A 22,718-nucleotide genomic window follows, 5' to 3' on the forward strand; every position below is an offset into this window, starting at 1 on the left:
CTCCTGTGTTCGCCGCCCCCGCACCCCGTACCCGCGAACTCGGGACCGACGTCCTGGTGGTCGGTGCCGGTCTCGGTGGTCTCGCCGCCGCGCTGACCGCTGCCCGGTTCGGACACCGCGTCGTGCTCACCGAGGCGACCGACTGGCCCGGTGGCCTGTTCACCGCCCAGGCGGTCCCGCTCGCCGACGGCCACCGCATCGAACTGGACCCCGTCTCCCCCGGATACCGCGATCTGCGCGAACGGATACGCGACTTCTACCGGCGCAACTACCCGCTGTGCCCGCAGCCGTTCTCCGACCCGCTGCTCGACCCCGGCCTCAGTACCACCGGCCACCTCAGCCACGAGCCGCGCGCCGCGCTCGCCGTCGTCCAGGAGCTGCTCACCCCGCATCTCGCCTCGGGCCGGCTCACCCTGCTGCTCCGCCACCGCCCGGTGGCGGCCCAGGCGGACGGGGACCGGATCGCCGCGGTCACCCTGGAGGCCGCGGACGGCGAGCTGCTGACGGTCAGCGCTCCGTACGTCGTCGACGCGACGGACCTGGGCGAGCTGCTCGACCTCGCGGGTGTCGAACACGTCACCGGCGCCGAGTCCCGCGAGGAGACCAGCGAACCGCACGCGGCCGCCGTCGCCGATCCGCTGGACCAGCAGCCGGTCTCCTGGGTCTTCGCGCTGGACCACCGACCGGGCGAGGACCACACGGTCGACCGGCCGGCCGGCTACGACCGGTGGTCCGACGCCTTCTCCTGGGACACCAGGGAACCGGGCGGCGCCCACGCCCGCTCCGTGCCGCTCTTCCTGCACGAGCCGGACGAGGTCCCGCCGTGGGCCGCACCGCCCAACGACCGCTGGCACCAGCTGCGGGCGCTCGCCCGGAGCCGGTACCTGCCCGGCACCTTCGACAGCGACATCACCCTCGTCAACTGGGAGCAGACGGCCTACACACGGCTGCCGCTCGCCGGGCGCGGGGACGAGGTACGCGCCCGTGCCGAGCAGGAGGCCCGCGAGCAGGCGCTGTCGTTCCTCTACTGGATGCAGACGCGGGCGCCCCGGCACGACGGCGGGCACGGCTACCCCGAGCTGCGCCTGCGGCCGGATGCGACCGGCACCGCCGACGGGTTCGCCAAGACACCGCATGTACGCGAATCACGGCGCATCCGGGCCGAGTTCACCCTGCTGGAGCACCATCTGACCGTTGCCGCACGGGCCGGGACGCCGGGCGCCGAGACCTTCACGGACAGCGTGGGCACCCTGCGTTCCCGGATCACCCTGCACCCGGGCAGCGGTGGCGGCGCGGGCCTGGATCTGGAGTGCCTGCCGTTCCAGCTGCCGCTGGGGGCACTGCTGCCGGTACGGGTGGAGAACCTGCTCCCGGCCGGGCGCAACATCGGCGCGACGCATCTCAGTGCGCCCGCGCTCGGCGAGCACGCGGGCCAGTGGAGCATCGGCGAGGCCGTCGGCTCGCTGGTGTCGTACTGCCTGGAGCACCGGCTGCCGCCCCGCGCGGTCCGCGGGACCGAGCACCGGCTCGCCTCCTTCCAGCGCCGGTTGAGCGATTCGCTCGGCCTCGCCCTCGACTGGCCGGACCGGCTCCGCACCGGACCCGTGACCAGTGCCGGGGCGCTCTACGCCACCCTCTGAGACCCACTGCCCTTCCTTCGGGAAGGGCACTTCCCCGACCTGCTGGAAAACGCTTACCAACCTCGGCGGCTCACGCCCTCAGCCTGGACGGCCCCCTGTGACTGCGACTCCCTACCGTGTCCTGTTCGTCGGCGCGGGCAACATCGCCCGCGCCGTCCATATGCCCGCGTTCCTCGAACTCCCCTCGGACTTCTCGGTGGCCGGCGCCGTCGACGCCGATGCCACCGCGGCCCGCTCCTTCGCCACCGACTTCGAACTCCCCCACCACTCCACCGATCTCGCCGCGTCCCTGAGCGAGGTCCGCCCCGACCTCGCCGTCATCGCCTCGCCGCCCGTCGCCCACCGCGAACAGGTCGTCGCCGCCCTCGGGGCCGGGGCCTGGGTGTGGTGCGAGAAGCCGCCCGCGCTGAGTCTCGCCGAGTACGACGCCATGACCGCGGCCGAGCGCGAGGGGGGACCGTACGCCCCGATCGTCTTCCAGCACCGGTTCGGATCGGGTGCCGAGCACGCCAAGGCCCTCATCGCCGCCGGCGAACTGGGTGCGCCGCTGGTCGCCCACTGCCAGACCACCTGGTACCGCGACGACGCCTACTACGCGGTCCCGTGGCGCGGGAAGTGGGCCACCGAGGGCGCGGGCCCCGCCATGGGGCTCGGCATCCACCAGATCGATCTGCTGCTGGAGCTGCTCGGGGACTGGGCGGAGATCCGGGCCATGGCGGGCCGGCTGGCCCGCGATGTCGAGACCGACGATGTCACCACCGCCACCGTCCGCTTCACCTCGGGCGCCCTCGCCACCGTGGTCAACAGCGCCCTTTCACCGCGTCAGCTGAGCCATCTGCGGATCGACCTGCGGGACGCCACGATCGAGCTCAACCATCTGTACGGGTACGGCAACGGCGACTGGACCTACACCCCGGCGCCGGGGGTAGAACCCGGCCGGGCGGCCGGCTGGGCCTCTCCCGCCGAGGACGTCCGCAGCTCGCACAGCGCGCAGCTGCGTTCGCTCCTGGCCGACATGCGGGCGGGCCAGCGGCCCAGGGCGAGCGCCGGGGACGGCCGCCGTTCCCTGGAGCTGATCACCTCGATGTACAAGGCGGCCCTCACCGGCCGCCCGGTCCTGGCCGGTGAGATCGGGCCGGGCGACCCGTTCTACACGGCACTGCACGGCTCCGTGCCCGGCTGGGCGCCCGAGGAGCCGGGGCGATGACAGACCGCGGGGACCACCGTGTCGACCGCGCCCTGCTGCTCACCTTCGACGACCGGCATGTGCGCGAGTGGGCCGCCGCGGCACCGCTGTTCACGCTCCACGACGCCCGTGTCACCTTCTTCGTCTGCGAGCCCGACCGGCTCGACCGGGACGACGTGCGGTTGCTGCGCCAGCTCGCGGACGACGGCCACACCATCGGCTGCCACGGTCTGCGGCACGAGCGGGCGCCCGAGTTCATCGCCGCGCACGGCGCGGGCGCCTACCTCGACCGGGAGGTGGTGCCCGCCCTGGAGTCGCTGCGCCGCCTCGGCTTCCCTGCCCGGAGCTTCGCCTATCCGTGCAGTGCCCGTGACGAGAGCACCGACCGGCTGCTCCTCGCGCTCTTCGAGCGGCTGCGCGGCGGTGTGTCCGCCGACCGCCGCGCCGATCCGTCCCTCGCCGCCGAACTGCACGTCCCGGCGGCCGACATCCCCGCCCGGCGGGTCCTGCTGGGGTGCTCGGTGGACTCCGGGCGCGGGACCGTCGCGTACGGGGACGATCTGGCCGGCGTGGAGGCGGCCCTGCGCCGGACCGCCGATGCAGGCGGCGTCACCACGCTCTACGCCCACAGCGTCGCCGACGCCCACGAGGCCAACCATGTGACCCCGGCCCGCCTGGAGAAACTCCTGGCCCTGGCCGACGGGATGTCACTGCCCTGCGTGGGCTTCGACGAGCTCCCGTGAACCACCACCCCGTCGCACACATTCATCCAGAGGGGCCCTTTCACCCATGCATGACGACCGCACACTCACCGAGGAACGGCTCGACCGCGCCCTGCGCGAGCGCATCCGCCCCGCCGTCCATCCCCGTACGGCACCCCTGGAGTTCGAGGTCTGGCACGCCCCCGGCGAACCGGTGCCGTTCGCCGAGGCGGTGGCCGGCCCCTACAAGCCCGGCGCGCTCGGCGACGACTGGGGACCGGCCTGGGGCACCAGCTGGTTCCGGGTGACCGGCCGCGTCCCGGCCGACTGGGCCGGTGAGACCGTCGAAGCGGTCATCGACCTCGGTTTCGCCCGGGACCGGCCCGGGTTCTCCGCGGAGGCGCTGGCCCACCGGCCGGACGGCAGCGTGGTCAAGGCGCTCAACCCGCGCAACACCTGGCTGCGCGTCGGCGAACCGGTCGCGGGCGGCGAGGAGTTCACCTACTACCTGGAGGCGGCCGCCAATCCGGAGATCCTGGAAGGCGTCAGTGCGCTCGGCGACCGGGAGACCGCGGGCAGCGAACCGCTGTACCGCGTCGAGCGGATGGATGTCGCGGTCTTCGACCGGCAGGTCTGGGAACTGGTCCAGGACCTGGAGGTGCTCGACCAGCTGATGCGGCAGCTGCCGCTCGGCTCCGCGCGCCGCTGGGAGATCCTGCGCGCGGTGGAAGGCTGTCTGGACTCGCTGGACCTGGACGCCGTGGGCGCGAGCGCGACCGCCGCCCGGGAGCGGCTCCGCCCCGTGCTCTCCTCCCCCGCGCACGCCTCCGCCCACCGTCTGTCGGCGGTGGGTCATGCGCACATCGACTCGGCGTGGCTGTGGCCGCTGCGCGAGACGGTGCGCAAGGTCACCCGCACCACCTCCAATGTCGTCGCGCTGATGGACGACCATCCGGAGTTCGTCTTCGCGATGTCGCAGGCGCAGCAGCTGGACTGGCTGCGGGAGCATCAGCCGGCGCTGTACGCCCGGGTCAAGGAGAAGGTGGCCGCCGGGCAGTTCGTGCCGGTGGGCGGGATGTGGGTGGAGTCGGACACCAACATGCCGGGCTCCGAGGCGCTGGCCAGGCAGTTCGTGTACGGCAAGCGGTTCTTCCTGGAGGAGTTCGGGGTCGAGACCGAGGAGGTGTGGCTGCCCGACTCGTTCGGCTACTCGGCGGCCCTGCCGCAGTTGGTGGCGCTCTCCGGCTCGCGCTGGTTCCTCACCCAGAAGATCTCGTGGAACACGACCAATCCGTTCCCGCACCACTCCTTCCTGTGGGAGGGGCTGGACGGCACCCGGGTCTTCACGCACTTCCCGCCGGTGGACACCTATGTGGCGGAGCTGTCAGGCGAGGAACTCGCGCACGCCGAGAGGAACTTCCGGGACAAGGGGCACGCGACGCGCTCGCTCGTCCCGTTCGGCTGGGGGGACGGGGGCGGTGGCCCCACCCGCGAGATGCTCGCGCGCGCCGGGCGGCTCGCGGATCTGGAGGGATCCCCCCGGGTGACGGTCGAGAGGCCCGCGGACTTCTTCGCCGCCGCCGAGGCCGAGTACGACCGGCCGCCGGTGTGGCTGGGTGAGCTGTATCTGGAGCTGCACCGCGGTACGTACACCTCCCAGGCGCGGACCAAGCAGGGCAACCGGCGCAGCGAGCATCTGCTGCGGGAGGCGGAGCTGTGGGCGGCCACCGCGGCGGTGCGGACCGGATTCCCGTATCCGTACAAGGAGCTGGACCGGATCTGGAAGAGCGTGCTGCTGCACCAGTTCCACGACATCCTGCCCGGCTCGTCCATCGCGTGGGTGCACCGTGAGGCGGAGGAGACGTACGCCCGGATCGCCGGGGAGCTCGAAGCGGTGGTCGACGCCGCGCAGCGGGCCCTGGCCGGTGCGCCGGGCAGCGGTGGCACGGTCGTCTTCAACTCCGCCCCGCACGGGCGCGCCGGCGTGGTGGCGGGGGGCGCGGCGCTCGCGCTGGAGGAGCGGGAGCGGCCGGTGGAGGCGGAGGCGTACGACGGTGGCTTCCGGCTGGACAACGGAGTGCTCCGGGTGACCGTGGACGCGCGGGGTCTGGTGGTCTCGGTCGTCGATCTGGTGGCCGGACGTGAGACGGTCGCCCCGGGCTGCGCAGCGAATCTGCTCCAGGTCCATCCGGATCTGCCGAACCGCTGGGACGCCTGGGACGTCGATGCGTTCTACCGCAACACGGTGACCGACCTGACCGAGGCGGACGTGGTGCGCCGCAGCGGTGACGGCGTCGAAGTGGTGCGTAGCTTCGGTTCGTCCCGCGTCACCCAGCTCCTGACGCTGCGGCCCGGGGCCCGGCGCCTGGACATCGACACCGAGGTCGACTGGCACGAGCAGGAGAAGTTCCTCAAGGCGGCGTTCCCGATCGATGTGCGCGCCGATCACTCCACGGCGGAGACCCAGTTCGGGCACGTCCAGCGGCCGACGCACACCAACACCACCTGGGAGGCCGCGAAGTTCGAGATCTGCGCCCACCGCTTCCTGCACGTCGGCGAGCCGGGCTGGGGCGCGGCACTGATCAACGATTCGACGTACGGGCACGATGTGACCCGTACGGTCCGCGAGGACGGTTCCACCACGACCACCGTGCGGCTGTCGCTGCTGCGGGCGCCCCGCTACCCCGACCCGGCGACCGACCAGGGTGTGCACCGGCTGCGGTACGCGCTGCTGCCGGGGGCGACGATCGGTGACGCGGTGCGTGAGGGCTGGCAGTTCAGCCTCCCCGAGCGCAGGGTGCCGGGCAGTGCCGCGGTGGCCCCGCTGGTCGCGGTGGACGACGACGCGGTGGTCGTGACCGCGGTGAAGCTCGCCGACGACGGCAGCGGGGATGTGGTGGTCCGGCTCCACGAGGCCCACGGCGGACGGGCCTCGGCCCGCCTGACGGCAGGTTTCGGGCTGGCCGGGGCGAGCGTCACGGACCTGTTGGAGCGCCCGCTCGCCGACGAGCCCGCCGAGGTGGCGGGCGACGCGGTGCGGCTGCGGCTGCGGCCGTTCCAGATCGTGACGCTGCGGCTCACGCCGAACGACGACGTGTGAGGCGTGCGGGGCGGGTGCGCACTGCTGCGGACCCGCCCCGTACCCTCTTTCCATGAACGCTGGGGGGCCCGTGCGCCGTGTGATCGACGACCGCTTCGAGCTGGTGAGCAGGCTCGGCAGCGGCGGTATGGGCATGGTGTGGCGGGCCCACGACCTGGCGCTGCACCGCGATGTGGCGCTCAAGGAGGTACGGCCCCCGGACCCGGCGCTCGCCGAGAACGATCCGGCGTCGGCCAGGCAGCTGCGTGAGCGGGTGCTGCGCGAGGCCCGCGCGCTGGCCCGGCTCGACCACCCGGGCGTCGTCACGGTCCACCACATCGTCGACGGCGGCGACCACGCGTACCCGTGGATCGTGATGGAGCTGGTGCCCGGCGCCTCGCTCGCGGAACGCCTCGCCGGGGGAACGCTCACCCCCGTCGAGGCCGCCGAACTGGGCCGCGGGGTGCTGTCCGCGCTGCGCGCCGCCCATGCCGCCGGAATCCTCCACCGCGATGTGAAGCCGGCCAACGTACTGCTGCGGGCCGACGGCAGCCCCGTACTCACCGACTTCGGCATCGCGGCGATCCGTGAGTCCACCAGTCTGACGGCGACCGGTTCCCTCATCGGCTCCCCCGACTACATGGCCCCCGAGCGGATCCGCGGCGCGGAGGGCGACCCGTCGTCGGACCTGTGGTCGCTCGGCATGATGCTGTACGTCGCCGTGGAGGGCGTGCACCCGCTGCGCCGGGCCACCACGCTGGCGACGCTGGCGGCCGTGCTCGACGGGGAGATCCCGCCGCCCCGGCGGGCCGGTCCGCTGGCTCCCGTACTGAACGCGTTGCTGACCCGGGACACCTCGGCGAGGCCCGGTCCCGAGGAACTGGACCGGATGCTGGCGTCGGTGGGCGAACCGGGGAGCGGGCCGGCCGGAACACCCCGGCAGAGCCCGGCGGCCCCGCAGGACGCCGTGCCGCGCGGCCAGGAACCGCCCACCCGGCAGGACGCGGTGCCGCCCGGCCACGGCCCGGTCGGCCCGACCACCGTCCTGCCCACCGCCCCCGTCCGGCGACCGGCCGCCGCGCCCGGGACCGGTCGTCGGCCCGTCGCCGCGCCCGCGACGCTGGGGGCCCAGGAGATCCGCCGCCGGGTCCGGCGGGGCCGTGCCGTCGCGATCACCACCGCTCTCGCGGGGACCGCCCTGACCGGGGTCCTGGTGTGGTCGCTGCTGCCCGCCCCGGACACCGGCGCGTCCGGCGGCAAACCGCCGGCGGCGGGCCGTTCCGCCGACGGCCCGGCGGCCGCCGGGCAGAAGGAGAGCACGCGGAAGGCGGAGGCACCGCCCAAGAATCTCCTGACGCCCGCCGGGGCACGGTCCGTCATCGCCGCGCTCAAGCCGGTGATGGGCGGCACCCGGGTCACCTCGTTCACGCTGCACGAGGAGCGCGCAAGTATCGAGGCCCCGGTCGCGAAGAACAAGAGCCTGTACGACGTCTACGCGTACGAGGACGGGAAGGCCACCCGCGACCGGGCGGGCGGCACCCTCATGTCGGGCGCCAGGTCCGTGGACCTGGAGAAGTTCGACTGGGACGCCCTCCCGGGCCTGATCCGCCGGGCGGACAAGGAGCTCGGCGTCACCGAACCCACCAGCCACTACGTGGACATCGATCCGGCGTCCCCGTTCGACGACTACCAGCCGACCCTCAGCGTCTATGTCTCGGACGAGTACGGCGGCGCCTATCTGCGGACCGACATCAACGGCAAGGTGCTCAAGAAGTATCCGCGCAACGGCTGAACCGGGCGCGGGTCAGCCGAGCAGCCGCACCAGCACCAGCAGCACGGCCGCGAGGACCGCGCCCGTCACCAGCGTCCGGAATCCGGCCGGGAACCCGCCGGCGCGCTTCTTGACCTCGGCCGGCGGGGAGGCGCTGTTCGCGCGGGCCAGCCATTCGCGCGGCGGGTTGGCGGGGATGGCGACCCGCCAGGGCTGCTCGGGGTCGTACTCGACGACGGCCCTGGACCGGTGCAGCAGACCCTGCAGGTCGAGGGGGTGAAGGACCTGGACCCGGTACGCGGGGAGCCCGTCGGGCATCACGGTCAGGTCGAAGGCGAACACCGACTCCACCGACCGCCCGTCGAGGACCGGCCGGCCGGTCTTCTTGTCGACGGTCCTCACCCCGTCGACCACGGCGGGCGCGAAGGCCCGCGGCCCGCCGGAGCGCAGCCCCGACATCGCGATGTTCGTCCGCAACGGCTCGGCCGCACCACCGAGAATCGTCAGGACCAGGGCCGTCGCGGGGACGCCGGTCAGCAGCAGCCAGCGGGGGCCGTCCATGGCGCCCTGGGCCAGCGCGGCGAAGGAGAGTCCGGCAAGGAGGGCGGCCACCAGCCGGAGCGAGGAGAAGAACCTGCGCAGGGTCGGTATCGATCGGTTCATGAGAGGCGCAGCAGCTTTCGGTGGGGAACCGCGACCCGGGTGAGGGCGGGGTCGCCGGGGCGGTCGGCGTCGTACACGGCGAGGACGTCTCGTCGCAGGGCGACGCGTTCCACGACGGCCGGGACCTCATGGCGTACCCCGGCCTCGTCCTCGAACACCACGGTGACCTCGCCGTACTTGCGGCCCACCGGCCGCCAGCCCTCCAGCACGGCGTCGGCCGTGCTGGAGCGGCGGGACAGCCTGCGCAGTCCCGCGGTGCGCCGCAGGCTCACTGCCGCGCCCCACCAGGCGACGAGGCAGCCCACGCCCGCCACGGACCACAGGAAGGTGAGCCATTGGGAGACGGAGAACTGGCCGAGCGGCAGGAAGATGTGGAAGCTGGTGACGGTGCTGTACCCGACCTTGCCGTCCGCCACCGCGTCGTACCAGCCGGCGGCGGCCGCGACGGCGGAGAGTGCGGCCATCGCGCCCGGTGTCGCGCGGTGCAGGTAGCGGGCGGAGAGCAGACCGAGGGCGACGGCACAGACGATTCCGAGCATCGGGGACATGGACGCGAGCTGGTCGCTGGCGCAGCCCCCGGCCAGGTCGCAGGCCCATCGCACGCCTGACGCCTCGTAGCTGGAGATGTACCACAGCGTCCAGACCTGCCACACCATCAGCGCGCAGGCGATGGCACGCATCGCCTGCGCATAGGCTCTCTGCCGCACTGTCCGCCCTCGTCCTCGCACGTCACGGGGTACGACGTGCCCCGGTGGACCATATACATGGTGTCCACACTCTGTCCGTGATCCACACCACCCGGCCGGACCCCGGCACCGCTCAGACGGCGCTCTCCAGCGCCCTCGGAACCCAGCGGAGCTGAGCGGCCTCCTGGAACATGGCGCCGCCTTCGTGCCCGTTGAACCGGTAGACCTCGATCTCCTTCTCGCCGCGGTACGCGTTGTGGGCGGCGAAGACCGTGGACGGCGGGCAGACCTGGTCCATCAGCGCGACGGAGAAGAGCGCGGGGGCACTGCCGCGCGCGGCGAACGAGACCCCGTCGAAGTAGGACAGGGTGCGCAGGACGGCCTCCTCCTTGCCGCGGTGCATCTTGAGGTAGCGGGCGATCTCCGAGTACGGGTCGGCGTCGGTGAGGGTGACGGCCCGTCCGAAGTGGCAGAGGAAGGGCACGTCGGCGGCGATGGCCGCCAGGTCGGGGACGAGTCCGCCGACCGCGAGGGTGAGGCCGCCGCCCTGGCTGCCGCCGAGCGCGACGGTGCGGGCGGGGTCGGCGAGCGGGTGGGAGCGGGCCGCTTCCACGGCGCGTACGGCGTCGGCGTAGACCCGGCGGTAGTAGTACGTTTCCGGGTCCTCGATGCCGCGGGTCATGAAGCCGGCGAGGGAGGGGCCCGAGCCGACCGGGTCGGGGGTGTCGCCGACGTTGCCGCCGCTGCCCTGGCCCCGTACGTCCATGATGAAGTGGGCGAAGCCGGCCAGCGGCCACATGCCCCAGCAGTGCGGGAGGCTGCGGCCGCCGTTGTAGCCGTGGAACTGGACGACGAGCGGCAGCGGGCCCTCGGCGTGCGCGGGGGCGCTGAACCAGCCCTTCACGGGGTGGCCGCCGAAGCCGGCGAAGGTGGTGTCCCAGGTGCGCATCCCGGTCAGTCCGGTCTCGACGGGTTCGAAGGAGACCGCGGGGTCGTGGGCGCGGGTCTCGGCCAGGGTCTTCGACCAGAAGGCGTCGAAGTCCTCCGGCTCGTCGATCTGCGGCCGGTAGTCGCGGAGTTCGTGGAGCGGCAGGTCGAACAGGGCCATGGTGCGGGCCTCCTCGCGGTGGTACGCGCAACGGTGTGGCGTGTTGTGGTGTGGCATGGAGCGGCGGGACCGGGTGCTGTCAGGTGCACCCGGCCCCGCCGGTTCATGGGTGGGTCAGTCGGTCAGTTGGACGGCCCGCAGGCCAGTGGCGCTCTTGGAGTTGTTGGTGATGCCCGAACCCCACTCGGACCAGCCGCGCGCCCGGCCGTCGTTGTCGATGTCGTTGACGGCGATGCCGAGTCCGATGGACGCGGTCGGTTTGCCGCTGAGGCCGAGCGAGGCCCACGGCACCGTCACCGTGTAGCTGGTGGTGGTGCCGTCCCGGGTGATCCGGGCAGTGGCACCCGGGGTCGGCCCGGCGGTCTGGCCGGACGGCGGCCGCCAGGTGTAGACCTGCGGCTTGCCGCCCACCAGCGAGGCGCCGGCCTCGACGTACTGCCGGCTGCGGCCGGGCAGCTGGGGGGTGACGGCGAACTGGATGCTGTCGCCCTGCCACATGTTCTCGGCGGTGGTGGCGGGCTGGGCCAGGACGTTGTCGGTGATCTCGCCCTTCAGTACGAGCCCGGCGTCGGTGTACTGGGGCCGGATGGTGCCGGAGAGGTCGGCCGCGCCCTGGTAGCCGCCCGCGAAGTACACGTTGCCCTGAGCGGCGATGTCGATGGGCGTGGTGGTGTCCGTACCGGCGGGCTGCACGGCGCCCCAGCCGTTCCAGGCGCCCACGGGGGTCCTGGTGCCGTCGGGGGTGCTGATGTAGGCGGCCGTCCAGTAGCGGTTCCAGGGCTTGATGTTGCGCGCGTCCACGGTGTACGAGGTGCTGGACCCGGTGCCGACCTTGATCGGTCCGTCGACGGTGCCCCGGTCCACATAGGCGGTGCCCTCGTTCACCTGCCACTCCAGCTTGGTGAGGTCGAGCGCGGAGCGGGCGCGGTTGTTGGTGACGGTGACCTTGAGCCCGGCGGCGAACGGCGCCGCCTTCTTCACCACCGGGTCGAAGGTGACCTCGGTCGGGGCCACCACCTCGGTGTCGGTGGTGATCCGGCCGAGGGTGAGCGGTCCGAATCCGACCGTGCCGCTGATCGAGCGCGGCCCCGTCAGGGCGGATGTGGGCAGCTCGACGGTCTTGCGGGTGACCTGGCCGGGCTTGGCCGTCAGGCCATAGGTCTTCCCCGCCACGCGGAACTGCAGGGGCCACGGTACCGGGAGGTGCCCCTTCGTACGGTCGACCTTGAGCACCGCCGTGACGGGCTCCTCCGTGTTGGTGCGCCGGGGGAGTTCGAGGGAGTAGGCGGGGGCGGCGACGGACTTGACGCCGGTCACCGTGCCCTTGACGTACAGCACCTTGCCGTCGACCCCGAGCTGCACCTTGCCGCCGGACGGGGTGTAGGTCTTCGCGTGGCCCAGCTGGTCGGTGACGGTGAGCGGGCCGGTGGCCGAGAGCTCCACGGTTCCGGGTGCCGTCGCGGTCGTGTACAGCGCCCGGACGGTGTCGGCGCCGGTGCCGAAGCGGTACGAGCGGACGGCGTCGGAACCGGCGTCGTCACGGCCGGTGTAGGCGCGGCCCGCGATCTGGCGGATCAGGACGCCCTCGGTGACCACGGACGGCTTGGGCTGCCAGGCCTGGACGTCGGCGGTGGGGCGCTTGAACCCGCCGAAGTTGTGTTCCTTGTTGGTGACGTCGGTGCCGTCGTTGGTGAGGTCGTACCAGTAGTAGCGGTTGGCCCCCGAGGCGAACGAGAAGATCTGGGCACGCGGCAGGTACTCGGCCTGCAGGGCCGGGGTGACGCCGTCGCTGTGGGTGGGGTACCCGTTCTCCGTGATCCACAGCGGGAAGTTCTTGCCGCCCGCCGCGTCCAGATCGGCACGCACCTGCGGCAGCTTCGCCAGGGCTTCCTCGGGCGGCCTCGGGTAGCCGTATTCATGGACGCTGAGCGCGTCCATGCAGTCCAGCCCGCCGATCGCGTACAGCCGCTTGAGCCAGTCGGTCTGGAGACCGGCCAGGGCGCCGCCCACGACGGTGGCGTCCGGCACCTTGGCGTGCACCTTGCCGAAGCTCGCCTTGAGCAGCTTGAGGTAGCAGTCGGCGGTGATGCCGCAGGTGCCGTTGTTGAAGCCGGTCGAGTTGTACTCGTTGTAGATCTCGACCTCCTTCGTGGACTGCTGGTACTTCTCCACGATGGCGGCGGTGTACTTCCCGTAGGCCTCCAGCGCCGCGTCGGACGCCGGTGTCCGGTTGTTGTCGTACAGGGGGTTGCGGTAGGCGGAGATGGGCAGGGCGGTCAGCCCCTGCGACTTGGCGTACGGGATGTGCTGGTCGGTGGAGTATCCGCTCCAGGTGTACTCGCCGGCAGTCTTCTCGATGGCGCTCCAGTTGATGTCGGAGCGTATCCCGTGCATGCCCATCAACTTGACCGAACGCAGCAGCTTCTGGTCGTCGCCGCCGTTCCACCCGTAGTGGATGCCGGTGCCGAAGCGGGGGTCGTTCTGCTCGTGGCCGGCCAGTGCGGTCAGCACGCCGAAATTGGCGGTGCGGGTGGTGGCACCCGCGGTCGCCGTGAGCGTGTAGTAGCCGCTGCCGAGCTGCGTGACGTCGACGGTGGCCGTGCCGCCCGAGACCGGTGCGGTGCCCGACGCGACGGTCAGGCCCTGGTCGTCGACGGCCTTCCAGGCCACCGAGGCCTCGTCGGAGGCCAGGGTGATCTTCGCCTGTCCCTTGACGAAGATCAGGTCGGGCGAGGTGACGGTGAGGGTGCCGGCCGCGTGGGCGGCCGGAGCCGTACCGGGCAGCGGCGCCACCACCAGCAGGCAGCCGAGCAGGGCGGCGGCGCTGCCCCATGCTGCGGGCCGTCTGGAGCGGCCCGCTACTCTGGCCGGAACCAGTGGACCTGGCCGGATCATGCCGTTCTTTTCCATCGAGGCATCCTCTCGATCGGATCGGCGCGGTGCGTATCGGTGGTTCCCGGGTGGTGGTGTGCTCCGTCGGCTGTACCCCGGCGGAGCACACCGGTCCGTGTGCCGTCGGCGCGCACCGCTGGCGCCGTCGGCCGCGCGGACCGGGTCCGCGCGTGTGCCCGGGTGGAACTCATCCCTTGAGGCCGGTGAAGCCTCCCCCGCCGCGTACGATCTGCCGCTGGAAGATCAGGAACAGCACGACCGGGGGCAGGATGGCGAGCAGCATCCCGGCGATGAGCAGCGACTGTTCCGCCGTTTCCGCAAGGCGCGGCAGCGCGGCGGAGATGGGCTGCTTCTCGGTGTCCGGGATGACGATCAGGGGCCAGAGGAAGTCCTTCCAGGAGTTCATGACCGTCAGCAGGGTCACCACCGCGAGGATCGGCCGCGACATGGGCAGCACGATCCGGCGGAAGATGATGAACGGGCCCGCGCCGTCCACCTTGGCGGCCTCGAAGAGTTCGCGCGGAATGCCGTCGAAGAACTTCATCACGATCAGCACGGTGAAGGCGCTGGCGGCGTGCGGCAGCCAGACGCCCCACGGGCTGTTGGCGAGCGAGATGCCGAGGCCCGGCAGGTCGAGCACGGTGAGGTAGAGCGCGACCAGGGAGATGGAGCCCGGGATGAAGAGGGTGGCGAGCACCATCCAGCGCACGGGCACCGCCCACTTGGGGCGCAGCACGGACAGGACGTAACCGCCGGTGGTGGCGACGACGAGGTGGGCGACGACCGATCCGGTGACCAGGACCACGGTGTTCCAGAGGTACTGGCCGACCTGGAGTTCGTTCCAGGCGCGGGAGAGGTTGCCCCATTGCGCGTGGTCGGGCCAGAGCGCCAGCGGGTCGCGCAGCAGCTCCTGGGTCGGCGAGACGGCGCCCTTGAACGTCCAGTAGAGGGGGGCTGCGCCGAAGGCGAGCAGCAGCAGGAGCGAGAGGGTCTGCACGGAGCGGAGCGAGAGGCGTACGGAGGTCCGCCGCCGGTCGGCGTCGGATATGAGTCCGCGTCCGCTCTCCTCGGAGCGGTTTTTGCGTCGGGTGCGAAGGGGGGTCTGTACGGCCATCAGTTGCTCCAGCTCCTCGTCGCCCGCAGATAGATCGCCGAGAGCACGCCGAGCACGAGGGCCAGCATCACACTGAGCGCGGTCGCGGCTCCGAAGTCGCCGTTCTGGAAGGCGTAGTTGTAGATCAGCATCAGGACGGTGAGAGTGGAGTCCTCCGGGCCGCCGTCCGTCATCACGAAGGGTTCGGTGAAGATCTGCAGGGTGCCGATGATCTGGAGCAGCAGCATGATCAGGATGACCCCGCGCAGGGACGGCAGGGTGATGTGCCAGACCCGGCGCCAGATGCCCGCCGCGTCGATCTCGGCCGCCTCGTACAGTTCGGTCGGTACGGAGCCGAGCGCCGCCAGATAGATGATCACCGTGGAGCCGAAGCCCGCCCAGGTGGCTTCCAGGACGATCGACAGCATGGCGGTGTCGGTGGACTGCAACCAGGGGTACGGGCCGAGGCCCACCTGGGCCAGCAGCTGGTTGAACAGGCCGGCGTCCGGGTCGTAGAACACCTTCCAGAGCAGGACGGAGACGACCGGGGGAATCGCCACCGGCAGGTAGGCGAGGATACGGAACAGCGTGCCGCCGCGCCGCAGTTCGGCGATGAGCACCGCGAGGAAGAGCGGCACCGGGAAGCCAATCACCAGCGCGAGCAGCGCGAAGAGCGCGGTGTTCTTGACGGCCGTCCACAGCAGCGGGTCGTCCAGCACGTGCTGGAAGTTGTCCAGGCCCACCCAGGTGGCGGGCCCGACCAGATTGGTCTGCTGGAAGCTGAGCTGCACGCTCTGGACGATCGGCCACCAAGAGAAGTAGGCGAAGCACAGCACCATCGGCAGGCCGAACAGGAGGGTGGTGACGCCTCCTTGCCCGACCCAGCGGACGATGCGTTCCACGGGGCCGCCGCGACGCGGGGAGGCGGTGCGCGGCGGCCCGTCCGGTGTCCGCGGCGGGGCCGCGGAGGGGTCGGCGGAACGCAGTTTCTGCGTCCGGTTCTTCTGGGTGCGGTTCCCGGCGGGCGCCGCAGGCGCGTGTGACCTGCTCATTGACGTCTCCTCGCCTCTCCTCGTGCTGTACTCATGCCTGATGTGCCGGACACGCTCTAGTTCTGCGCGCGCTCCACCTGGGACTTGATCTGCGAGGCGGCCTTCTTCAGCTGCTCGGCCGGGTCGGCGTCCTGGCGCGTCAGTACGGCCTGCACCGCGCTGTCGAGGGCCTTGTAGACGTTCTGCGCCTCGATGGGCGGCTCGATGGCCAGCTCGTACTCGTCGAGCGCCTTGGTGTACGGGGCGAAGTGCGCGATCGGCACATTGGCCAGCTTGTCGACCGCGGCCTGGACCGGGTCGTTGACGGCCGGCTTGTAGAACGGAACGGCCGGCGCACCGATGACGGCGCCGTCCTTCTTCTTGGATGCCGCGTCCTGCTCGCCGAGGGCGACGTCGTACTTGGGGGCGAGGTAGTAGAAGTCGATGAACTTGGCTGCTGCCTCGCGCTGTTGCGGGGTGGCCCTGGGGCTGATCACGGCGATGGCGCCGCCGGCCAGGGTGCGCTTGCTGCCGTCCGTGGGCATGGCGGAGAGCCCGATGGTCTCCGGGTCGCCCTTGTACTGCGCGATGTAGTGGCCGATGATGCTGGGCCCGGCGATCGTCATGCCGATCTTTCCGGCGGAGAAGTCCTTCTCCATGTCGGTGAGGTTGCGCAGCTGGTTCTTGCCCATCGACTGATCCGTCCAGCGCATCTCCTTGAGCGCCTTGAGGGACTTCTCTGCGCCGCTGCCGGACCGGTCGAAGGTATTGGCCCACTTGCCGCCGGACTCCTCCTGCATGCTGTCGCCGAAGGAGTAGGCCATGGCGGTGAGCATCCAGCCGCCGGCGTTCTCCTTGGTCATCTGGGCGTAGCCGGTGGCATCGGTCTTCTCGGAGATGGCCTTGGCCGCGGCACGGACCTCGGGCCAGGTGGTCGGCGGCTTGTCGGGGTCGAGTCCGGCCTTCTCGAACAGGTCCCGGTTGTAGACCAGTCCGAGTGCGTACTCCTCGGTGGGTATGCCATAGATCTTCCCGTCCAGGCCCTTCGCGGCGCCGAGCACCACCTGGTTGAAGTCCTCGCTGTGCTTCAGCCCCTTGAAGTCCGTGGTGAGATCTGCGATCTGCTTGCGCTTGATCAGGCTCGACATCTCGGTCAGCGGCACCCGGACGACCGTCTCCAGGCTGCCGCCGCCCACCTTGGTCTGGAAGCTCTGCTGGTCGTACTGGTACTCGTTCGCCTTGATCTTGATCTTGGGATTGGCCTTCTCGAACTCCGCCACCCGTGCGTTGAAGACCTTGAGCGCGGCGGCGTTGGTGGCCGGCGGGCGCCCGGAGACCGTGATGGTCACCGTGCCGTCCCCGGCGGTGTCACTGCCGGAACCGGAACACGAGGCAAGCACGCAGACGAGCGCACCCGCGGTGACGCCCGCCAGGGCGATGCGCAGGGAGGGTCTCATCGGGGACTCCATTCAAGGGCAGACCGGAACGTGGCTGGAAAGCGTTTTCCAGCCGGGGTCACCTTGCACCGCCCGATATCGTCACGTCAATGGGTGCGGGGCGGAGTTCCGACCCGGAGGTTTTCCGTATGCCCCTTGCCGGAGCGGTGACGTCGGCTTAGCCTCTGGAAAACGTTTCCCAAGCATTGCCGAAGATCGTCGGGCCGACGATCGCGAGCTGGAGGACATCCCGTGCACCCTGCCTGGTCGGTCGCCGAGTACGACCGTGCCCTGCTGCGAGCAGCCCTTGCCGGGGGCGACCGCCATTGGGACCCCGAGGCGAACCTGCTGCAGGTCGAAGCCCCGTACAACCCCATCCACACCCGTATCAAGGGCGGTCTCGCGCACCCCACCCGCAACTCCCTGCAGTACGCGCTGCTCCTGCTGGAACGGGGCGGCGCGGGCGACGACGAGCGCGCCCACGACGTGATCCTGCGGATCGCCGAGCTCCATGACCGGTCCACGGACAGTCCCACCTACGGCATCTGGGGCTACTACGCCGAGGAGCCGGCGGCGAAGATGGAACCGGCCGACTGGAACTGGGCGGACTTCCTCGGCATCCATCTGCTGCTGGTGCACGCCCGGCACGGCGACCGCCTGCCGCCCGCGGTGCTGCGTGAACTCCGGGAGTCGGTGCGGCACGCGGCGGCGTCGATCGTCCGCCGGAACGTCCCCATGACGTACACCAACGTCGCCGTGATGGGCACCTTCGTCGCGCTCGCCGCCGGGCGGCTCCTCGACGACGAGGCGCTGTTCGCCTACGGCAAGGACCGCATGGTGCGGCTGTGCGAGGCGATCGACGGCACCGGCAGTTTCACCGAGTTCAACAGCCCGGCCTACTGGGGTGTCGTGCTCCAGACGCTGACCCTGATCAGGGAGCACGTCCGGGACGAGGAGGTGCTGGAACTCAACGGCCGGCTGCACGACCGGCTCTGGCTGCACTTCCTGGCCCGCTGGCACCCGCCGACCCGCCAGCTCTCCGGCCCCATGGCCCGCTGCTACAGCAACGATCTGGGCGTGCCGCCGTTCCTGGTGAAGGCGGTACGGGGGGTGCTGGGCACCCCGGAGATCGGCCCCGTCGGTGGGGAGATGTCGATCGGCGTCCATGCCTGTGTGGACTACCGCGTGCCCGACTGGGTGCTGCCGCGGCTGCTGGAGCTGGACGGTGAGCGCGAGCACCGCGAGCTCTTCGTCGAGGGCCCGTCCCCGGAGACGGGAACGACCTGGCTGGACGCGGTCACCACGCTGGGCAGCGTCAACCACCAGGACACCTGGCTGCAACGGCGTCCGCTGTTCGGCCACTGGGTGCGCCCCGACGGATCCGCCGGGCATCTGCACGTCCATCTGGTGAAGGACGACGGGGCGGAGGACTTCGACTTCGCGTCGGGTGTCCTCTCCACCGTGCAGAGCGGCCCGCACGTGGCCTGGCTGGCGGGCTTCGCCTGCCCGGCGGGCGACCGGCACCACCACCTCGACATGATCGAACCGGGTGACACGTTCCGCGCACGGTCGCTGCGCCTGGTGGTCGACGCGATCGGGGCCCCGCCCGTGGCAAAGACGTCCGCGGTCGACGGCGGTGTCGACCTCGACCTGGGTACGGCGCGGCTGGGCTTCAGGCTGGCCGGGGGCGGCTTCGGCGGCCGTACACCGACGGTCCGGCTGGTTCCGCTCGCCGACGGGGTACGGATCGAGGTCGTCCTCTTCGAGAGCGCGACCCCGGTCGAGCTGGACTGGGCGACACTCGGCGACACGTTCGCGGGGGGTTCGCTCTCCCTCGTCCCGGCCGGTACGGAGCAGGACAGGACGCCGGCGCCGGATCCGGAGGTGGACACCTCCGGCGACTGCGCCGAGGTGCGCTGGACGACCCCGCGGGGGCACCGGCTGACGCTGCGCGGTGGCCGGTCGGTGGTCTCCCGCGAGGAGCACGCCGCGCTGTACGGCGCGACGCTGGACGGCGCGGCAGTGCCCTCGCCCCGCCTGTCGGAGTCCCGGCTGGTTCCGTAGCCCACTGGATCCGTGGATCTCCCGGTGATCGGCCACGGATCCACGGATCCCTGGCCGATCACCGCGGAATCGTGTCAGAGGGCCGTGCCGGTCCCGCCGCCGGTGGCGCGGCGCCTGCGGGCCGCCGCCACGAGGCCCGCGCCGGTCAGGACGGTCACGCCCGCGAGTCCGCCGAGAACGGCCAGGAACAGGGCGTTGGTGCCGGTCGGGGCCATGCGCGAGTTCGCCGGTGACCGGTCTCCGGCGGCCTGCCGGATCAAATCGGCGACGACGTCGGGGTGCGAGATCATCGCGGCGTGGGAGGAGTCGACCTCGACCGTATGCGCGCGGGCGCGCTTTGCCTCGAAGCGTTCGAGATCCGGGGCGATGGCCTTGTCCCGGGTCGCGACCAGCGCCCAGGACGGGATGGCCCTCCAGGCCGCCGCCGTCGCCTTTTCCATGAACGCGGCTCCGCTGATGGGGCGTTGGGAGGCCGCCAGCACGTCCGTGGTCTCCGACGGCACGTCCGCCGCGAAGACGTCGTGGAACTCGGCGGGCCGGATGTACAGGTCGATGCCCTCCGTGCCGTCGGCTTCCCGGAACGGCACCGGCTTCAGCGCCGTGTTGAGGTCGCTGCCCGCGAACTTCGCCCCCAGATCCGCCAGCCTCTCCCCCTTGTCCGGCATGAACGCGGACACGTACACCAGCGACTTCACCTGCGGATTCCCGGCGGCCGCGGTGCCGATCACCGCGCCGCCGTAGGAATGCCCGGCCAGCACGATCGGCCCCCTGATGCTCTTCAGCACGTCGGCCATGTACGCGGAGTCACTGGCCGGCCCGCGCAGGGGATTGGCCGGGGCCATGACCGTGTACCCGTCACGCTGCAGGCGTTCCACCACGCCGCCCCAGCCCGAGGCATCGGCGAACGCGCCGTGTACGAGCACCACCGTGGGCCTGGCATCGGCCGGACCGGCGCCGCCGTCGGCTACGGCGGATACGGGGGCCGCGGCAAGGGCGGCCGCGGTGAGCGCTGCGGCGAGGGCCTGCACGCGACGCCCGCGTATCCGTTTCCGCGGGGCGGGGGAGGTGGAGGGGGGCATGCTGTTCTCTCTTCGTCGTGGGCCGGTTGCTGGGCTCAGCGTCGCCAGGCCCGGCCCGAACAGCGCGACACGCAAAGCAGAGGAGTGAAGACGCCCGACCGTCCGGGTGAGTAGTGCACGACACAGAGTGACGACGCGTGCCGGCCGGGCCGGAAGGGGCGGGCCTGATCAGGCGCATGCCGGCTCTTCGAAATTGGTGGGGGTTTGAGCGCCGGACGGGGTTCCACTGTGGACCCTGACCGATAGATGCCGGCAGCTCTCGTAGATCATGTTGTTGTCGAAGCAAGATGATCACAACAGAAGAGCTACGGACGTGGCGAAGATACGACGCGGTTGTTGGGCCTTGACGGCCTGGCCGTGGTCGGGGTCGCCGACGACACCGACGGGCCGGTGGTACACCTGGTCACCGCTGATGAGCGGGCACGCCACTGCCCAGACTGCGGCACCCGGGCGCGGCGGTCGAAGGGCCGGCGGGTGACCCGGCCGCGCGACCTGCCGGTCGGTGGCCGCCGACCACGGCTGGTGTGGGCCAAGCGCCGCTGGCGCCGCGACGAGCTGACGTGCCGGCGTCGCTCGTTCACCGAGTCGGTCCCGCCAGTACCGCCACGTAAGCGGCTGACCACACGATTACGGGCTGCGGCCGGGGCGGCGGTGGCCGATCAGGGCCGCACGGTCGTCCAGGCGGCCCGCGACTATGCGCTCTGCTGGCCGGTCGTTGCGGCGGCGTTCACCAGTCACGCCCGGGCGGTGCTGCCGGCCCAGCCCGAGCCGGTGCAGGCGCTCGGTATCGACGAGATCCGCCGAAGCCGGCCGAGATGGATCCCCGACGAGGCCACCGGGATCTGACAGACCGCCGTGGACCGTTGGCACGTCGGTTTCGTCGACCTGTCCGGCAAGCAGGGCCTGCTCGGGCAGGTCGAAGGCCGCACGGCCCAGGCGGTCATCGCCTGGCCGGCCGACCGCGACCAAGCCTGGCGCGACGCGGTCCAGTACGTCGCGATCGACATGTGCACGATCTTCAAGTCGGCGATCCGCCGGGTCCTGCCGCAGGCCACCCTGGTCGTGGACCACTTCCACCTGGTGCAGCCGGCGAACCAGACCCTCACCGAGGTCCGCCGCCGGGTCACCGTGACCCACCGCGGCCGGCGCGGCCGCAAGGGCAACCGCGAGTGGGAACTGCGCAACCGGCTCACCCGCTCCGCCGCCCGTGGACACCTCGATGCCCGCTAATTTCGTTGAGCCCGCACCCTGCAATCGTGTTGGCTAGCGGCACCGAACTGTCAGTACCGCAGGTGTCCGCCTGGCTGTAGCAGGGAGTTAAACGTGCAGGACATTGTCGTCGACCCGGTTGCCCACAATCGGGCAGCCTGGGACAGGTATGTCCAAGAGGGCAACGAGTGGTCGAGGCCGGTGAGTGCTGAGGATGTCGAGCGCGCCCGCATGGGCGACTGGTCGATTGTTCTCGTCGGGCGTGAGCCGGTCGACCGCTCCTGGCTGCCGACGGACCTGACCGGCAAGGACGTGTTGTGCCTGGCCTCCGGCGGTGGCCAGCAGGGTCCGATCCTCGCCGCCGCAGGGGCGCGGGTCACCGTATTCGACAACTCACCCCGCCAGCTCGGCCAGGACCAGATGGTGGCGGCGCGCGACGGACTCGAGCTGCGCACCGTCCTGGGCGACATGCGCGACCTCAGCGCCTTCGGCGACGCAACATTCGACGTCGTATTCCATCCGGTCTCCAACCAATTCGTACCCGACTTGGCACCGGTGTGGCGTGAGTGCTTCCGCGCCCTGCGACCGGGCGGAACTCTGCTCGTGGGCTTCCTCAACCCTGATGCGTACTTGTTCGACCACGAGGCGCTCGACGAGCGCGGTGAGCTGATCGTCGTGCACAAGCTGCCCTACAGCGATGTCACGCAGTACTCCGCCGAGGAACGCGCCACGAAGTTCGGCGCGGATGCCGCTCTTGAATACAGCCACACCCTCACCGACCAGATCGGCGGGCAACTCGCCGCGGGGTTCGTCCTCACCGGCTTCACGGAAGCGCCGCACCAATCCAACGCATCCGCTCCATACATGTCGAACTATTTTGCGACGCTGGCGGTCAAGCCGGGCTGACCCAGCCGTGGGGCCGGCCGAGACGGCCGTGTCTCCGAATGGCCAAGTGGAGCACTGTGCCGGCCCGGCCCCCACTGAATTCGCTGAGCCCGTATGCCCCGGTGATCGGTCGTACGAGGGGCGGCGGCGGACCGGGTGAGGTATCCCGGAAGCATGGCTTCCCGGCGATTCCTG

At 71.3% G+C, this 22,718-nt stretch carries 17 protein-coding genes; 9 read left to right on the plus strand and 8 right to left on the minus strand.

The window, feature by feature from the left end; translation table 11 throughout:
* Window positions 1-5 precede the first annotated feature (5 nt).
* The 5 genes from ACFVT1_RS14915 to ACFVT1_RS14935 all read left to right on the plus strand — a co-directional run bounded on the left by ACFVT1_RS14915 (window position 6) and on the right by ACFVT1_RS14935 (window position 8,398).
* Complete coding sequence (locus tag ACFVT1_RS14915; protein ID WP_389795211.1) at window positions 6-1,640, plus strand: FAD-dependent oxidoreductase; 1,635 nt, start codon at window positions 6-8, stop codon at window positions 1,638-1,640.
* 97 nt (window positions 1,641-1,737) lie between these two features.
* Window positions 1,738-2,847 carry a Gfo/Idh/MocA family protein gene (locus ACFVT1_RS14920; protein WP_389795212.1) on the plus strand — a complete coding sequence of 370 codons (1,110 nt, stop codon included), beginning with the start codon at window positions 1,738-1,740 and terminating at the stop codon, window positions 2,845-2,847.
* Window positions 2,844-3,569 carry a polysaccharide deacetylase family protein gene (locus ACFVT1_RS14925; RefSeq protein ID WP_389795214.1) on the plus strand — a complete coding sequence of 242 codons (726 nt, stop codon included), beginning with the start codon at window positions 2,844-2,846 and terminating at the stop codon, window positions 3,567-3,569. Before ACFVT1_RS14920 ends, ACFVT1_RS14925 begins: the two co-directional genes overlap by 4 nt.
* Window positions 3,570-3,615: 46 nt before the next feature.
* Window positions 3,616-6,627, plus strand: a complete 3,012-nt coding sequence (locus ACFVT1_RS14930) for an alpha-mannosidase (protein WP_389795216.1) — start codon at window positions 3,616-3,618, stop codon at window positions 6,625-6,627.
* Window positions 6,628-6,679: 52 nt separating this feature from the next.
* Complete coding sequence (locus ACFVT1_RS14935; RefSeq protein WP_389795218.1) at window positions 6,680-8,398, plus strand: protein kinase; 1,719 nt, start codon at window positions 6,680-6,682, stop codon at window positions 8,396-8,398.
* A 12-nt stretch (window positions 8,399-8,410) separates the two neighbouring features.
* On the opposite strand, the gene ACFVT1_RS14940 is transcribed toward ACFVT1_RS14935, so the two are convergent.
* The 7 genes from ACFVT1_RS14940 to ACFVT1_RS14970 form a co-directional block, all read right to left on the minus strand.
* The gene (locus ACFVT1_RS14940) at window positions 8,411-9,040 is read right to left on the minus strand and encodes a hypothetical protein (protein ID WP_389795220.1); all 630 of its coding nucleotides are present in this window, start codon (window positions 9,038-9,040) and stop codon (window positions 8,411-8,413) included.
* A complete protein-coding gene (locus ACFVT1_RS14945) occupies window positions 9,037-9,720 on the minus strand; it encodes a hypothetical protein (protein WP_389795222.1) in 684 nt (227 codons plus the stop codon). The genes ACFVT1_RS14940 and ACFVT1_RS14945 overlap by 4 nt, the downstream gene beginning before the upstream one ends.
* Window positions 9,721-9,859: 139 nt before the next feature.
* A complete protein-coding gene (locus ACFVT1_RS14950) occupies window positions 9,860-10,834 on the minus strand; it encodes an acetylxylan esterase (RefSeq protein ID WP_389795224.1) in 975 nt (324 codons plus the stop codon).
* Window positions 10,835-10,948: 114 nt separating this feature from the next.
* Window positions 10,949-13,744: a hypothetical protein gene (locus tag ACFVT1_RS14955; protein WP_389795226.1), complete on the minus strand. Its 2,796-nt coding sequence runs from the start codon at window positions 13,742-13,744 to the stop codon at window positions 10,949-10,951.
* Between the two features lie 169 nt (window positions 13,745-13,913).
* The gene (locus tag ACFVT1_RS14960; protein WP_389795228.1) at window positions 13,914-14,840 is read right to left on the minus strand and encodes a carbohydrate ABC transporter permease; all 927 of its coding nucleotides are present in this window, start codon (window positions 14,838-14,840) and stop codon (window positions 13,914-13,916) included.
* Window positions 14,840-15,871 carry a carbohydrate ABC transporter permease gene (locus tag ACFVT1_RS14965; protein ID WP_389795230.1) on the minus strand — a complete coding sequence of 344 codons (1,032 nt, stop codon included), beginning with the start codon at window positions 15,869-15,871 and terminating at the stop codon, window positions 14,840-14,842. The genes ACFVT1_RS14960 and ACFVT1_RS14965 overlap by 1 nt, the downstream gene beginning before the upstream one ends.
* 56 nt (window positions 15,872-15,927) lie before the next feature.
* Window positions 15,928-17,307 carry an extracellular solute-binding protein gene (locus ACFVT1_RS14970; protein WP_389795232.1) on the minus strand — a complete coding sequence of 460 codons (1,380 nt, stop codon included), beginning with the start codon at window positions 17,305-17,307 and terminating at the stop codon, window positions 15,928-15,930.
* 231 nt (window positions 17,308-17,538) lie between these two features.
* Between ACFVT1_RS14970 and ACFVT1_RS14975 the strand changes: the two genes are divergently transcribed.
* Entirely contained in the window at window positions 17,539-19,350 is a 1,812-nt protein-coding gene (locus ACFVT1_RS14975) for a hypothetical protein (RefSeq protein WP_389795234.1), read from the plus strand.
* 74 nt (window positions 19,351-19,424) lie between these two features.
* On the opposite strand, the gene ACFVT1_RS14980 is transcribed toward ACFVT1_RS14975, so the two are convergent.
* Window positions 19,425-20,429 carry an alpha/beta fold hydrolase gene (locus ACFVT1_RS14980; RefSeq protein ID WP_389795236.1) on the minus strand — a complete coding sequence of 335 codons (1,005 nt, stop codon included), beginning with the start codon at window positions 20,427-20,429 and terminating at the stop codon, window positions 19,425-19,427.
* A 336-nt stretch (window positions 20,430-20,765) separates the two neighbouring features.
* Between ACFVT1_RS14980 and ACFVT1_RS14985 the strand changes: the two genes are divergently transcribed.
* From ACFVT1_RS14985 to ACFVT1_RS14995, 3 genes are all read left to right on the plus strand, one after another.
* Window positions 20,766-21,275 carry a transposase family protein gene (locus ACFVT1_RS14985; RefSeq protein ID WP_389795237.1) on the plus strand — a complete coding sequence of 170 codons (510 nt, stop codon included), beginning with the start codon at window positions 20,766-20,768 and terminating at the stop codon, window positions 21,273-21,275.
* Window positions 21,276-21,284: 9 nt separating this feature from the next.
* Complete coding sequence (locus tag ACFVT1_RS14990; RefSeq protein WP_389795239.1) at window positions 21,285-21,659, plus strand: transposase; 375 nt, start codon at window positions 21,285-21,287, stop codon at window positions 21,657-21,659.
* Window positions 21,660-21,752: 93 nt separating this feature from the next.
* A complete protein-coding gene (locus ACFVT1_RS14995) occupies window positions 21,753-22,544 on the plus strand; it encodes a class I SAM-dependent methyltransferase (protein ID WP_389795241.1) in 792 nt (263 codons plus the stop codon).
* The last annotated feature ends 174 nt before the right edge of the window (window positions 22,545-22,718 follow it).

Source organism: Streptomyces sp. NPDC057963, assembly GCF_042887155.1.
GTDB lineage: Bacteria > Actinomycetota > Actinomycetes > Streptomycetales > Streptomycetaceae > Streptomyces.